At 71.0% G+C, this 13,819-nt stretch carries 14 protein-coding genes; 8 read left to right on the forward strand and 6 right to left on the reverse strand.

The window, feature by feature from the left end; translation table 11 throughout:
• The first annotated feature begins 185 nt into the window (after positions 1 to 185).
• Both B1H29_RS02435 and B1H29_RS02440 read left to right on the forward strand, forming a co-directional pair.
• Positions 186 to 1,571 (forward strand): MBL fold metallo-hydrolase, encoded by a 1,386-nt coding sequence (locus tag B1H29_RS02435; protein ID WP_055421344.1) that lies wholly within the window; start codon positions 186 to 188, stop codon positions 1,569 to 1,571.
• A complete protein-coding gene (locus B1H29_RS02440; RefSeq protein WP_055421343.1) occupies positions 1,568 to 2,311 on the forward strand; it encodes a sulfite exporter TauE/SafE family protein in 744 nt (247 codons plus the stop codon). Before B1H29_RS02435 ends, B1H29_RS02440 begins: the two co-directional genes overlap by 4 nt.
• A 13-nt stretch (positions 2,312 to 2,324) precedes the next feature.
• On the opposite strand, the gene B1H29_RS02445 is transcribed toward B1H29_RS02440, so the two are convergent.
• Positions 2,325 to 2,603, reverse strand: coding sequence for a metal-sensitive transcriptional regulator (locus tag B1H29_RS02445; protein ID WP_003978241.1), 279 nt, complete (start codon positions 2,601 to 2,603; stop codon positions 2,325 to 2,327).
• Between the two features lie 89 nt (positions 2,604 to 2,692).
• On the opposite strand from B1H29_RS02445, the gene B1H29_RS02450 reads away from it, so the two are divergent.
• From B1H29_RS02450 to B1H29_RS02465, 4 genes are all read left to right on the forward strand, one after another.
• The gene (locus B1H29_RS02450) at positions 2,693 to 3,277 is read left to right on the forward strand and encodes a rhodanese-like domain-containing protein (RefSeq protein WP_079159974.1); all 585 of its coding nucleotides are present in this window, start codon (positions 2,693 to 2,695) and stop codon (positions 3,275 to 3,277) included.
• Positions 3,278 to 3,361: 84 nt separating this feature from the next.
• Positions 3,362 to 4,057 (forward strand): TetR family transcriptional regulator, encoded by a 696-nt coding sequence (locus tag B1H29_RS02455; protein ID WP_055421342.1) that lies wholly within the window; start codon positions 3,362 to 3,364, stop codon positions 4,055 to 4,057.
• A gap of 105 nt (positions 4,058 to 4,162) precedes the next feature.
• Complete coding sequence (locus tag B1H29_RS02460; protein WP_167392581.1) at positions 4,163 to 5,785, forward strand: MDR family MFS transporter; 1,623 nt, start codon at positions 4,163 to 4,165, stop codon at positions 5,783 to 5,785.
• Positions 5,786 to 5,900: 115 nt separating this feature from the next.
• A complete protein-coding gene (locus tag B1H29_RS02465; protein WP_055421340.1) occupies positions 5,901 to 6,803 on the forward strand; it encodes a TRADD-N-associated membrane domain-containing protein in 903 nt (300 codons plus the stop codon).
• An 84-nt stretch (positions 6,804 to 6,887) separates the two neighbouring features.
• Here B1H29_RS02465 and B1H29_RS02470 read toward each other — a convergent pair whose 3' ends face one another.
• The 5 genes from B1H29_RS02470 to B1H29_RS02490 form a co-directional block, all read right to left on the reverse strand.
• Positions 6,888 to 7,190, reverse strand: coding sequence for a sulfurtransferase TusA family protein (locus B1H29_RS02470; RefSeq protein ID WP_055421339.1), 303 nt, complete (start codon positions 7,188 to 7,190; stop codon positions 6,888 to 6,890).
• Complete coding sequence (locus B1H29_RS02475) at positions 7,187 to 8,452, reverse strand: MFS transporter (RefSeq protein WP_055421338.1); 1,266 nt, start codon at positions 8,450 to 8,452, stop codon at positions 7,187 to 7,189. Before B1H29_RS02475 ends, B1H29_RS02470 begins: the two co-directional genes overlap by 4 nt.
• An 82-nt stretch (positions 8,453 to 8,534) precedes the next feature.
• A complete protein-coding gene (locus B1H29_RS02480) occupies positions 8,535 to 9,719 on the reverse strand; it encodes a trans-sulfuration enzyme family protein (protein ID WP_055421337.1) in 1,185 nt (394 codons plus the stop codon).
• A 32-nt stretch (positions 9,720 to 9,751) separates the two neighbouring features.
• Positions 9,752 to 10,942, reverse strand: coding sequence for a cysteine desulfurase family protein (locus tag B1H29_RS02485; RefSeq protein WP_234393169.1), 1,191 nt, complete (start codon positions 10,940 to 10,942; stop codon positions 9,752 to 9,754).
• Positions 10,939 to 11,604, reverse strand: a complete 666-nt coding sequence (locus B1H29_RS02490; RefSeq protein ID WP_055421628.1) for an ArsR/SmtB family transcription factor — start codon at positions 11,602 to 11,604, stop codon at positions 10,939 to 10,941. The genes B1H29_RS02485 and B1H29_RS02490 overlap by 4 nt, the downstream gene beginning before the upstream one ends.
• A 414-nt stretch (positions 11,605 to 12,018) precedes the next feature.
• Here B1H29_RS02490 and B1H29_RS02495 point away from each other — a divergent pair, with 414 nt between their 5' ends.
• Together B1H29_RS02495 and phnD are read left to right on the forward strand one after the other, a co-directional pair.
• Positions 12,019 to 12,687, forward strand: a complete 669-nt coding sequence (locus B1H29_RS02495) for an ArsR/SmtB family transcription factor (RefSeq protein ID WP_055421336.1) — start codon at positions 12,019 to 12,021, stop codon at positions 12,685 to 12,687.
• Positions 12,688 to 12,884: 197 nt separating this feature from the next.
• The gene (gene phnD, locus B1H29_RS02500) at positions 12,885 to 13,793 is read left to right on the forward strand and encodes a phosphate/phosphite/phosphonate ABC transporter substrate-binding protein (RefSeq protein ID WP_055421335.1); all 909 of its coding nucleotides are present in this window, start codon (positions 12,885 to 12,887) and stop codon (positions 13,791 to 13,793) included.
• Positions 13,794 to 13,819: the final 26 nt, after the last annotated feature.

A 13,819-nucleotide genomic window follows, 5' to 3' on the forward strand; every position in this document is an offset into this window, starting at 1 on the left:
CGCCGCACGCAGGGATTGTGCATACCGCAGGCGCCGGGCACTGGACGGCAGGCCGGGGCCGCGGGCCGAGCCCTCGGCCGCTCCGCGCCCCGGGGCACACCCAGTCCTTCGATACCCCCGTGGGTATCTTTGCTACGGTGGACGGGGAGATACCCCGGGGGGTAATTTCGGAAGGAGAGTGCGCCGTGTTCTTTGTCGACGTCCTGGGGACCGAAGGGCTGGGCAACCGCAGCTATCTGGCAGGCGGGGCCCGCTCGGCCGTCGTCGTGGACCCACCGCGGGACATCGACCGGGTCATCGCCGAGGCGGCTCGGCGCGGGGTGCGGATCGCCGCCGTCGCCGAGACCCACGTGCACAACGACTACATCACCGGCGGCCTGGAGCTCGCCCGCCTCACCGGCGCGCGCTACCTGGTACCGGCCGGGGCCGACGTGGCGTACGCGCGCGTGGCGGTGGCCGACGGGCACGTGGAACCGGTCGACGCGGACCTGGAGCTGCGCGCGGTGGCCACGCCCGGCCACACCCCGCACCACACCTCGTACGTCCTGCGGGAGTCGGGGCGGGCGGTGGCCGCCTTCACCGGCGGCTCCCTGCTGATCGGCGGCGTGGGCCGGCCCGACCTCGTGGAGCCGCGGCTGACCGAGGAGCTGGCCCGCGCCCAGTACGCCTCCGCGCACCGCCTCGCGGACCAGTTGGAGGACCAGGTGGCCGTGCTGCCGACGCACGGCTTCGGGAGTTTCTGCTCCTCCTCCCCGGCCGGCGGCGAGCAGCACAGCACCATGGGCGCCGAGAAGGCGGCCAACCCGGCGCTCGTCCAGGACGTGGACACCTTCGTCGAGGAGCTGCTGGCCGGGCTCGACGACGTTCCCGCCTACTACGCGCACATGGGACCGGCGAACGCGGACGGCCCCGCGCCCGTGGACCTGACCGAGCCCCGGCGCGCCGACGCGGAGGAGATCGCCCGGCGCCTGGCCGCCGGCGAGTGGGTCGTGGACCTGCGCGGCCGGGTGGCCTTCGCCGCCGGCCACGTCGCCGGGTCGTTCAACTTCGAGGTCGACGGACAGCTCGCGACCTATCTCGCGTGGATGATTCCGTGGGGGAAGCCCGTGACACTGCTCGCCCGCAGTGCGCAGGAGCTCGCCCGTGCCCAGCGGGAACTGGCCCGGGTGGGCATCGACCGGCCGGCCGCGGCGGCGGTCGGTTCCCCAGCCGACTGGCTCCTGGACGGGTCCCGGCCGGCCTCGTTCCGGCGCGCCACGTTCGCCGGGCTGGCCGCCGCGCGGCGCGGCGGTGAGGACGTGGTGGTGGTCGACGTGCGCCGGGACAACGAGCGCGCGGACGGCTGGGTCGAGGGCAGCGTGCACCTTCCCGTGCACGAGATCCACCGGCGGCTGGACGAGGTGCCGCCGGGCACCGTGTGGGTGCACTGCGCGGGCGGAATGCGCGCGGCCGTCGCCGCCTCGGTGCTGGACGCCGCGGGACGCGAGGTGGTCGCGGTCGACGACGGCTTCGCGGCGGCGGCCGAGGCCGGTCTACGGCTCGTCGCGCCCTCGGGTGGCAGCGCCGCATGACCCCGCTGGTCCTCGCCCTGCTCGCCGGCGCCGTGGCCGGCCTGTCACTGGGCGCGCTGGGGGCGGGCGGCAGCATCCTCACCGTGCCCGCGCTCATCTACCTGCTCGGTTACAGCCCGGCCGCGGCCACCACCGCGAGTCTGGTCGTCGTGATCGTCACCTCGGTCACCGCGCTGGTCGCCCATGCCCGGGCCGGCGCGGTGCGCTGGCGGGCCGGGCTGGTGTTCGCGGCGGCGGGTCTGCTGCCCGCCGCCGTGGCCGGCACCCTGTCCGCGCGGGTCCCCGAGGCGATGCTGACGCTGGTGTTCGCGGCCCTGGCCGCCCCGGCCGGCCTGCACATGCTGCGCCGCCGGACACCACGCGAGAACGGCACCGTGTCGGGTGTCCGGGCCGCGGGCGCCGGGGCCGGGCTGGGCGCGGTGACCGGGTTCCTGGGCGTCGGCGGCGGCTTCCTGGCGGTGCCCGCGCTGGTGACGGTACTGGCCGTGCCGATGAGCGCGGCGGTGGGCACGAGTCTGCTGGTCGTCACGGCCAACGCGCTGGTGGCTCTCGCGGCCCGCGCGCACACCGCCGTACACCTGGATCTCGCGCTGCTCCCGCCGTTCCTGGCCACCGCCGTCCTGGGCGCGTGGGACGGCAGGCGGCTGGCCGCGAAGGTCTCCGCCGGGACGCTGCGGCGCGTCTTCGGCGCCGTACTGCTCACCGTCGCCGTGGCGATGGGCGCCACGGCGGTACTGTGAGCCGCCCGGCGGGTCAGGCCAGGGAGAGGAAGAGCTTCTCCAGCCGGGCCCGCATCTGCGCCGAGTCCCGCACCTCGGGGTCGTCGCTGGTCATGCACTGCTGGAGACCCGTGGCGATGATCGAGAAACCGGCCCGGTCCAGGGCCCGGGAGACGGCGGCGAGCTGGGTGACCACGTCCTCGCAGTCGCGCCCCTCCTCGATCATCCGGATGACTCCCGCGAGCTGTCCCTGAGCCCGCCGCAGCCGGTTGAGCGCCGACTTCAGTTCGTCGGCCGACATGTCGAGTTCCACGCCCACTCCTTCACCTGACCCCATCACCCCATATACCCCTGCGGGTATCGTACCGCGCGCAGGCGCAGCAACGTGAAAGGTTCCCCTCCGTGATCACCCCCACCGCATCGGCCACCACCCTGAGCACCGGCCAGGCCGTGGACCGCCTCGGCGAGTTCACCGTCGTCGACGTCCGCTCCCCCGGCGAGTACGCGGGCGGCCACCTCCCCGGCGCGCACAACGTCCCGCTGGAACGGCTCGACGAGGCGGTGGACGCCCTGACGGCGGCCGCCGCCCGTGGCCCGCTGCTGCTCGTGTGCGCCTTCGGCAACCGGTCCGCCAAGGGCTGCGCGCGACTGGCGGCACGGGGCGTGGAGGCGGCCACCCTCGAGGGCGGCACGGGCGCGTGGGCGGCGGCCGGCCAGCCGGTCGAGCGTCCGGCCGGGGTCCGTAGGCCGTGGCCCATGGACCGGCAGGTGCGTCTCGCCGCCGGGTCGCTCGTCGCCGCCGGCTTCCTGGCCGGCCGAGTCTGGCGCCCCGCGCACTGGCTGTCCGGCGCGATCGGCGCGGGCCTGGTCTTCTCCGGGGTGACCAACACCTGCGGCATGGCCGCCGTGCTGGCCAGGCTTCCGCACAACCGGCCCGACGGGAACGCCGTGCCGTTCAAGGAGACGCTGGCGCGACTGGCGGCCTGAGCCGAGCCACCGTGGCGGCGGGCGCCGAACCCTTCGGGGATCGGCGCCCGCCACAATTTTGCATGCCGTGCATCTTTGCATACCATGCAACTTATGTCGGAGAAGAGTGCCGCGAGAGGCGGCCTGCGCGAGCGGAAGAAGCGGGCCACACGTGCCGCTCTCGCCGAGGCCGCGGTGCGTCTGGCCGCCGAACACGGAGCGGAGAAGGTCACCGTCGAGGCGATCAGCGCCGCCGCCGGGGTGTCGGTGCGTACCTTCTTCAACTACTTCGACACCCGCGAGGACGCCTTCGTCGTCATCGACGCGGACGCGGGTGGCCGCATACGGCGCGCCGTTCTGGACGCGCCCGCCGATCTCTCCCCGCTGGAGGCCCTGCGCCGCGCCCTGGCGGCGGAACTCGCCGAGGCGGAGCAGCACCACGAGCTGTGGCACCTGCACGCCGAGGTGCTGCACGCCTCACCGCACCTCCTGGCGCGCGGTGTCGGGGCGCACATGGCGGCCGAGGCGGACCTGGCCGAAGCCATCGCCGAACGCCTCCGCGGCGACGGCGACGGTTACGGCGACGACGACCGGGCCGGGCCGCCATCCGCGTCCGGGCCCGGCGAGGAAAGGCCCACGCCCCCGGGCCTCTATCCGCGGCTGCTGGCCTCCGTGGCGCACGCCGCGGTGCGGACCAGCATGGACCACTGGTCGGCACACCAGGACGAGGCGGCCTTCCTCGACGTGTTCGACGAGGTGTTCGCGCTCCTCGCCGCCGGTCTTCCGGCACCTTCCGCGTAACCACCGCGCGCCGGGCGCCGCGCGCCGGCGCGACCTCACTCCACCACCACCGAAAGAGATGCCGTGACCGCAGCTCAGGCGCCCGCCGACGCGCCTCCCACCGCCATGGACCGACGGCAGATACTCCAGGCCATGTCCGGCCTGATGGCCGGCATGTTCGTCGCCATCCTGGCGGGCACCGTCGTGTCCAACGCGCTGCCGACGATCATCGCCGACCTGGGGGCCAGCCAGTCCTCGTACACCTGGGTCGTCACCGCCGAGCTGCTGGCCATGACCGCGACGGTGCCCCTGTGGGGCAAGCTGTCCGACCTGTTCAACAAGAAGCTGCTGCTCCAGCTCTCCCTGCTGATGTTCGTGGTCGGTTCGCTGCTGGCGGGCTTCTCCCACGACACGACCCTGCTGATCTTCAGCCGGGTCGTGCAGGGCATCGGCGCGGGCGGGCTCACCGCGCTCGCGCAGGTCGTCATGGCCGCCGTGATCCCGCCCCGGGAACTGGGCAAGTACTCCGGCATCTTCGGTGCCGTGTTCGCCGTCGGCACCGTGGCCGGACCGCTGATCGGCGGTGTGCTGGTGGACACCGACTGGCTGGGCTGGCGCTGGTGCTTCTTCATCGGCGTGCCGTTCGCCCTGCTGGCCATCTTCCTGTTGCAGCGCACGCTGAAGCTGCCCACCGTCAAGCGTCAGGTGAAGATCGACTGGCTCGGCGCCTTCCTGATCGTCGCCGGTGTCTGCGCGCTGCTCATCTGGGTCTCGCTGGCCGGCAACCAGTTCGACTGGGCGTCCTGGCAGACCGGCGCGCTCGTGATCGGCGGTGTGCTGCTGCTGGGCCTGGCGGTCTTCGTCGAGGCGCGTACCGCCGAGCCGGTGATCCCGCTCGACATCTTCAGGAACCGCACGGTCACCCTCACCACGGTGGCCAGCCTCCTGGTCGGTGTCGCCATGTTCGGCGGAACCGTCTTCCTCTCGCAGTACTTCCAGGTGTCCCTGGGCAAGTCGCCGACCGTCGCCGGTCTGATGAGCCTGCCGATGATCCTGGGTCTGCTGGTGTCGTCCACCGTCGCCGGACAGCTCATCAGCCGGACCGGCAAGTGGAAGGGCTACCTGGTGGCCGGCGCGGTCACCATGACCGCCGGCCTCGCGCTGCTCTCCCTGATCGACGCGGACACGCCCTTCGGACTGCTCAGCCTCTACATGGCCGTCCTCGGCGTCGGCGTCGGCATGCTGATGCAGAACCTGGTGCTCGCCGCGCAGAACGACGTCCCCGCCGCCGAGCTGGGCGCCGCGACCTCGGTGCTGTCCTTCTTCCGCAGCATGGGCGGCACGATCGGCACCAGCGTCCTCGGCGCCGTCCTCGCCAACCGGGTCGCGAGCGAGATGACCGAGGGACTGGAGAAGGCGGGCGTCGCCGGCGGCGCGGAGGGCGGCTCGGGCGGCGGTGAGGGCAGCGTCCCGGACATGAGCACGCTGCCCGCCCCGATGCGGGAGATCGTGGAGCACGCCTACGGTGTCGCCACCGCCGACCTGTTCCTCGTCGCCACCCCGTTCGCGCTGCTCGCACTGGTCGCCGTGGTCTTCATCAAGGAGAAGCCGCTGAAGACCACCAGCGGCATGGAGCGCCTGGCCGAGGAAGCCGGCGAGGCCGCCCGCGCCACGGCCGCCGTCCCGGCGCAGCGCTCCGGTGACGCACCGTCGAAGGTGGACAGCGGACCGGCGTCCCCGGTCGGCTGAGCCCTCGGCTCGCGCGCGTCACGACCCGGTCGGGGCCGCCCACCGTGTGTGCGGCCCCGACGGGTTCAGGCAAAGCGGTAGACGACCCACGTCTGCTCGGCCACGCTGATCCGTTATGTCGGAAGATGCTGCGGACGGTGCCCGTCCGCGTTGGCTGGCCAAGCTCCTCAAGATCGACAGCAACGACAAGGTCGACCGCGTTCTGGTCACGACGCTCGCTGTCGTGACCACCCTTGGGGCAAGCGGTGGTCTCGTCAACCTTGCGGACCTCGAACCCGATACAGGGCCCTACGAAGCGGCCGCCGTCGCCTCCATGCTCACCGTGGCGACAATAGGCACGCTGTTCTGGAAGTTCACCGCTCCTCGCGAGAGTGCGGAGCAGGTGAGCCGCCGACGAGTCCGCGATGCCGAGCGGAATTTCGAAGAGGCATTGCGTGCCGGGCAGGCAACAGTGGACCCGGAAACGCCTGCTGGGCCTTTCGGCCCTCTCGACCGACGGGAAGCCGGAGCAGATGCGTCCCCGCCGGCGACGGTGGACCCGAGCCCTCGCGCCGGCGGCCTGGCGCTACCAGAGCTATGGACGCTGACTCACACTCGCCTGGACGCCTACCACGAGATCGCCCTCGCCCAAGCGCGGCGATCATTCCGCAACGCTCAAGTGGCGATGGGCCTCGGATTCGCATTACTGCTCGCCTTCGTGTTCGTCGCACTGAATGCCAGCACCACGGCCGGTGCGGTCGTCGCAGGCGGACTCGGTGCCGTCTCAGCAGCACTGGCCGGATATGTGAGCCGCACGTTCGTCGTGTCACAAACCGCTTCGGCAGCCCACTTACGCGCATACTTCGATCAGCCGCTCGAGTTCGCCAGGTACCTGGCCGCTGAGCGGATCATCATGGACTGCGGACTGGACCAGGCCCAGCGGACGGAGGTGCTCACGTCCTTGGTTCAGGCGATGGTCGCGCCGCCGGCAGCCCCGGATCCTGCCGGTCAAGTAGGTGCTCGCGGCATTCCTCAGTGATTCACCGGCGAACGTCCTTCAGAGCCAAGCCGCGATCCGGAACAGAACACAACTCAAGTGGCGACGGAAGAACTCGATACCGGCTCACTGGGTAGTGACGGGGTGCCAGGGCGCGTCGGCTCGAGTGGGCAGGGCGTCGGAGGCCAGCCGGAGTGCGAAGACTGGTCGGTTGCCGGGGACCGGGCCGAGGTAGTGGTGTCCGGTCATGTGGCACCAGGCGGGCAGATCGAGCGGGGCCGCCGGGTCGGTGGCGATGACGTGGACGACGGTGCCCGGCACGGCGTCGTCGATCTCCTTGCGCAGGCGCAGCAGGAGGGTGACGCAGAGCAGGCCGGTGCCGTCGACGGTGATGTCCGGCGTGGGGGTGTCGGGGTTCATGGTGCTCATCGGCGGTAGGCGGTGGCGACAACGGCGGGCAGGAGAGCGAGGGAGAGGATGCCGCCGGTGAGGGCAAGGGCGGGGTAGCCGGTGGCGGCGACCATGATGCCGGAGGCCATGCCGCCGGTGGCGCCGGCGATGGCGATGGAGACGTCGATCAGGCCCTGGGTCTTGGCTCGGGTGGCCAGCGGCACGGTGTCCGTGATGATCGCGGTGCCGGAAACCAGGCCGAAGTTCCAGCCGAGCCCCAGCAGGGCCAGGGCGAGTGCGAGGAGGGCGACGGAGTCGCCCGGCGCGAGCGCGGCGAGGACGCCGGCGGCCAGCAGGGTCATGCCGGAGGCGGCCGCGACTTCGATGCGGCCGTAGCGGTCGACGAGCCAGCCTGTCAGAGGTGAGGGCAGGTACATGGCGCCGATGTGGATGGCGATGACGAGGCCGGATGCGGCGGTGCCGTGGCCGTGGTCGTGCATGTGCACCGGCGTCATCGTCATGATCGCGACCATGACGAGCTGGGTGAGGACCATGACCAGGGCGCCCAGAACTACGCCTCCGCGGCCCTCGCTCGGGTCGGCGACGGCCGCGGTGGTCGTGCCGGTGGTGGCTTCGGTGTCCTTGGTCTCGGCAACGGTGCGGGCCAGGAGCAGCGGGTCGGGGCGTAGCCAGAGGGCGAGGACGAGGGCGGCTAGCGCATAGGCGGCGCCGGAAAGGATGAAGAGCCCGGCGAGGTGGGGGATGCCGAGGGCTTCGGCGAAGGTGCCGGTGGGGGCGGCGAGGTTGGGGCCGGCTACACCGCCCACAGTGGTGGCGACCAGGACGGTGGAAACGGCGCGGGCGCGGTGTCCGGGTGCGGCGAGGTCGGCTCCGGCGTAGCGGGCCTGGAGGTTGGTTGCGGTGCCGGCACCGTAGACGAACAGGGCGGTGAACAGCAGGACGGGGTTGTCCAGGATCGCGGCGGTGATGACACCGGCCGAGCCGATGGCGCCGGTGAGGTAGCCGGTAGCGAGGCCGGGACGGCGGCCACGGGCCTGGGAGATGCGGCCGACGACCACGGCGGCGAGGGCGGATCCGGCGGTGAACAGGGCGCTGGGCAGTCCGGCGAGGCTGGTGGAGCCGAGCATGTCCTGAGCGAGGAGGGCGCCGACGGTGACGCCTGCGGCGAGGCCCGCTCCGCTGAGGACCTGGGAGGCGACCAGGACGCGCAGGATGCGGTGCTGGGCCTGGACGGGGTCGGATATGTGGGCCGCCGTGCCGGCGGATGGGGAGCTGGTCATGGTCTCTTTCAACAGTGGTGCAGGCGTGCTGCACCGGCCCGGTCCGGCAGGGCGGCGGGCCGGTGCACGCGGGGCTGGTGCGTCAGTCGGCGTCCAGGGCCTGGGCGAGGTCGGCGATCAGGTCGTCGGCGTCTTCGAGGCCGACGGACAGTCGGATCATGCTGTCGGCGATGCCCCGCTTGGCGCGCTCGGCCGGGTCCATGCCGTGGTGGGTGGTGGTGATGGGCTGGGTGACCAGGGACTCGACTCCGCCGAGGCTGGGCGCGATGGCGAACAGGAGCAACCGGTCCACCACCGCGGCGGTCTGGTCGGCGTCCGCGTTGAGGACGGCGCTGAGCATGCCGCCTCCGCCTCGCATCTGCGCGTCCACGATGCGTTTCTGTTCGCCGGTGGCCAGGCCCGGGTAGTGGGACCGGGCGACACGGGGGTGCGTGTGGAGGAAGGCGGCGACGGCCGCGGCGGCGTCGTTCTGTGCGCGGACCCGGACGGGAAGGGAGCGCAGGGAACGGGCGAGGAGGAAGGCGGTTTCGGGGGCGATGACCTGGCCGAGGTTCTTGCGCCACATCGCGACCGGGGCCAGCAGTTCCGCGGGGCCGATGAGGGCGCCGGCGGTCAGGTCGGAGTGCCCGCCGAGGTACTTGGTCGCGGAGTGCACGACCAGGTCCGCACCATGCTGGAGAGGGTTCTGGTTGACCGGGGTGGCGAAGGTGTTGTCCACCACCGTCAGCGCGCCGGCCGCGCGGGCCTGGGCGGAGATGGCGGCGATGTCGAAGACGGTCAGGGTGGGGTTGGCCGGGGTTTCGAAGAACACGACCCGCGTCCGGCCGGTCAGCACCTGCGGCAGCCGGCCGACCTCGTCGGCGCGCAGGAACGTGGTCGTGATGCCGACCTGTGGCAGGTTGTCGCCGAGGAGTTCGAACGTTCCGCCGTAGACCTCGCCGATACACACGATGTGGCCGCCGGTCCGGCAGTGGGCGAGGAAAGTGGCGGCTTCGGCGGCCATCCCGGACGAGAATGCCAGGGCCTGCTCGCCGCCTTCGAGGTCGGCGAGTTTGGCCTCGGTCGCACGGATGGTGGGGTTGAGGCCGTAGCGGGTGTAGAGGTTGCCGGTCTTGCGCCCTTCGACGACGTCGAGGAGGTCGGCGGTGGAGTCGAACGCGAACGTGGAGTGGTTGTAGAGCGGGGTGTGGACGGCGCCTTCGGCGTCGCGGCGCTCGCCGGCGTGGACACTGCGGGTGGACAGTCCGTACGCGGTCGTCTCGGTCATGCCTCTCCTGCTGATCGACGGTTTCTGCGGTCCTAACCGGTCAGCTCGGTCACTTCGTGGGCAGCCGCAACGAGAGCTGATGCCGCTGTCTCGATGTCCTCGTGTCTGGTCCAGCGGCCCAGGGAGAGCCGCAGTGCGCCGAGCGCGCGGGCCGGCGCGAGGCCCATGGCGGTCAGCACCGGCGAGGGGGTGTGGGTGCCGCTGTGGCAGGCCGATCCGGTCGAGGCGGCGATCTGGTGGCAGGCGGCGAGGAGTTCGTGACCGAGGACGCCATCGACGCTGACGTTCAGGGTGTTCGGCAGACGGTGCGCGTCGGGACCATTGAGGTGCATGCGGCCAGGCAGGGCAGCCGTCAGCCGTTGGTGGAGGTCGTCGCGCAGGGCCGCGATGCGGGCCGGGGCGCCGGAGGCCAGTTCGGCAGCCGCGATCTGGGCGGCGGTGCCGAGCGCGACGGCCAGGGCGACGTTCTCCGTGCCCGCCCGCAGGCCGCGCTCCTGCCCGCCCCCGTAGACGACCGGCTCCAGCCGTACCCCGTCGCGTACGAAGAGGGCGGCGGCGCCCTTGGGCGCGTACATCTTGTGCCCCACCGTTGTGAGCAGGTCCACGCCCAGCTCACGGACATTGATCGAAACCTTGCCCACCGCCTGGGCAGCGTCGCAGTGGAACAGCGACCCGCGCTCGTGAGCGAGCGCAGCGAGCTCCGCGATCGGCTGGAGAGCGCCGGTCTCGTTGTTCGCCGCCATCACCGACACCAGCACCGTGTCCTCGGTGAACGCGCCGACCAGCGCCGCCGGGGAAAGGAGCCCCTCGCCGTCGACCGGCAGCACGGTCACCCGCGCGCCGTGCAGCCGCTCAAGGGCCCGGCACGTCTCCAGGACGGCAGGGTGCTCGGTGGCCTGGGTGATCACATGCGGGTGACGGCGGCCAGAGCCAAGGACCGCGCCCCGCAGGGCGAGCAGGTCGGCTTCGGACCCGGAGCCGGTGAACGCGACTTCGCCGGGCCGGGCACCGATCAGGTCTGCGACCTGGGCGCGGGCTTCGGCGAGAGCCCGTCGAGGCTCCTGGGAGAACGGGTGGCTGCTGGAGGGGTTGCCGAAGAAGTCGGCCAGGTACGGGAGCATCGCCTCGGCGACGCGCGGGTCGACCGGGGTGGTGGCGTTGTAGTCCAGGTACACCGGGCCGTCGGCCAGCCCCGGATGAACGTCTGGCGTCCCGGCGATCACACGAGCTCCCCGGCGTCGACGGGCATGTCGGACAAGCGCCACTCGAGCATGCCGTCGTTCATGCGCAGCGCGCGTCGTCCACGGTCTGTCAGCAGCCGAACGGCGTCGTAGGCGAGTGCGCAGTACTCGCCGCGGCAGTAGACGACGATCTCCACGTGCTCGGGCAGTTCGTCGATCCGATGGGCCAGCTCCGCTACCGGGATGGAGAGAGCACCGGGGATGTGCCCGGCGAGATATTCCTCCATCGGCCGCACATCCAGCACTACTGCCGCACCGGACCGGACACGGGCCGCCAGCTCTTCGCGGTTGATCTCCTGTGCGCCGTCTTCCCCGAGGTAGGCGTCGCGGGCTGCGGGAACGGACGACTGGTGCGTCTCGGCCACCTTGCGCAGCAGCGCGAACAGTTGGGCGACGTCGTCGCCGGCGAGCCGGTAGTGGATTCGCACGCCTTCACGGCGAGTGGCGACGAACCCGGCCCGCTTGAGGGTCTGCAGGTGGGCCGATGCCGTGGTCAGATTCAGGCCGGCTGCTTTCGCGAGCGCGTCCACAGTGCGCTCGCCCTGGGCTAGGAGATCGAGCAGTTCCAGCCTCTTTCCACTGGCCAGTGCTTTGCCGCTGACCGCGAACGCGTCGTAAAGCCGCGCCCTGGTGTTCTCCGCCACCACTCCTCCATGATTCCATGGAGGAATGTAGCTTATGGCGAGCGCTCCGGCCACCTTCCCTGCGGCGCGGTTTCGCCCCGGCCTGCTCACTGGCGGCCCAAGTGCGCGACCCGCGACGACGACCGGTCACCGGACCGGGTCACCATGTCACCGGCACAGCGGCGAGTCCGCCCGTGAGCGTGTCCTGGCGGACAGTGAGGTCGACCGTCTCCACCGCGGAACCCGCGCGCACCCCGCCCGGGAGGAACGACACCCGAGTGACGGGCAAGATCCTTGTCTGCGTCTGCCCCGGCAGCCACCTGGGTCGATGCCGTGAGACGGCGGTAGAAGGCTGTACGGGTTGGCTGGAAGTCCTTGCCCGCGAGCATCTGTTCTAGATATCTTTAGAACATCCGAAGGGACCGGGGGTATGGCATGTCGGAGCGAGAAGTGCGTGAGGGCCTGTTCGGCCAGCTCGCTCGCATCGGCAAGGCCATCAGCAACCCCAAGCGCATCGAACTGCTCGACATCCTGGGGCAGGGAGAGCGCTCGGTGGAGTCTCTCGCCACCGTCACGAATATGACGGTGGGCAACACCTCCAGCCATCTGCAGGTCCTGCGGGGGGCTCGCATGGTCGAGACCCGCAAGGTGGGCACGAAGGTCATCTACTCGCTCGCGGACGAGCGGGTGGCGTGTTTCGTGCGTGAACTGTGGACGCTGGCAGACGCTCGCCTCGCTGAGGTGGAGCAGTTGATCCGTGAGTACCTGCAGGGCGAGGAGACGCTCGAGCGGGTCACCAAGGAAGAGCTCGTCGCCCGCTCGCTGAGCGGCGATGTGTTCATCATCGATGTGCGGCCGGCCGAGGAGTATGCGGCCGGGCACATCCCCGGAGCCACGTCGGTACCGTTCGACGAGTTGAGTGACCACCTGTCCCGGTTGCCTGCAGACCTGGATATCGTCGCGTACTGCCGTGGCCCGCACTGCGTCTTCGCTCCGAAGGCGGCGCAGATACTCAGGCAGCACGGACTTCGGGCGATGGTGCTCGAGGACGGCATGCCGGAATGGCGTCAGGGGGGACTTCCTGTGAGCACTGTCAGCAGTTAACCGAGTGGCCGCGGCAACCGCGGCGACGGACTTCAGCGTCATCTGTCACGGCCGGGTGCACCGCCCCGGGGCGCCGTTTCGGCGTGCCCGCATTCCCACGCGCCGGCCGCAGTTCCAACACGCGTCACCGGCGAAGCCGCACACGCGACACGCACTTTGACGTGTACTTGTCATGCTCGTGAACTGTAGGGGCGTACGTGAAGAAGATCCAACTGTTCCTTGCCCTGTCCGTGCTTGCTGCCACCGCCGCGTGCGGCGGCGACGCATCGGGCGAGACCAACGCCCAGGGCATTCCGGCGAAGTTACGCGTGGGGATCATCCCCAATGTGGCCCCGGACAAGCAGGGGGCCAAATACGATCCGCTGCGGAAGTACCTGGCGGACAAGCTCGACACCGACGTCGAACTGTTCGTCGCCACCGACTACGCGGGCGTCGTGGCCGCCCTCGCGGCCGAGAAGGTCGATCTCGCCTACGTCGGCGGCCTGACCTATGTACAGGCCGAAGAGCAGGTCGACGTGCAGCCGCTGGTCACCGAGGTCGACGAGGAGACCGGCACCAAGGAGTACCTGTCCGGCATCGTCGTCCGTGACGACGCCCCGTACGAAAGCCTGAAGGACGTGCTGGACGCCGAGGCCAAGTTCGCTTTCGGGGACGTCAGTTCCACTTCCGGAAGCCTGTACCCGCGCGTCATGCTGAACGCGGCCGGTGCCGAGTGCTCACCCAAGACGATCGACAAGTGCCCGCCGCTGTCGAAGGTTTCCTTCACCGGCGGTCACGACGCCACCGCCCAGGCGGTCCTGAACGGCTCGGTGGACGCCGGCGGCCTGGAAGTGCGGATCCTGCACCGACTGGAACGCGACGGCAAGGTCCCCAAGGGCGAGCTGAAGGTCGTCCAGTCGCACAAGGTCATGGGCTACCCCTGGGTCATGCGGACCGCGCTCGGCGACACGGCGGCGTCCACGTTGACGGACGTGTTCGAGGCGATGAAGGACCCCAAGCTGCTCGACCTGATGGGCACCACCGGCTACCAGTCGGTGACCGAGGCCGAGTACGAGCCGCTCAAGAAGCACGCCGAGGACCTCGGCCTGCTCACCGCCGGCCGGTGACGGGCACGGCCGGCCGTCTGAACCGT

It is taken from the genome of Streptomyces pactum (assembly GCF_002005225.1).
Classification (GTDB): Bacteria; Actinomycetota; Actinomycetes; order Streptomycetales; family Streptomycetaceae; genus Streptomyces; species Streptomyces pactum_A.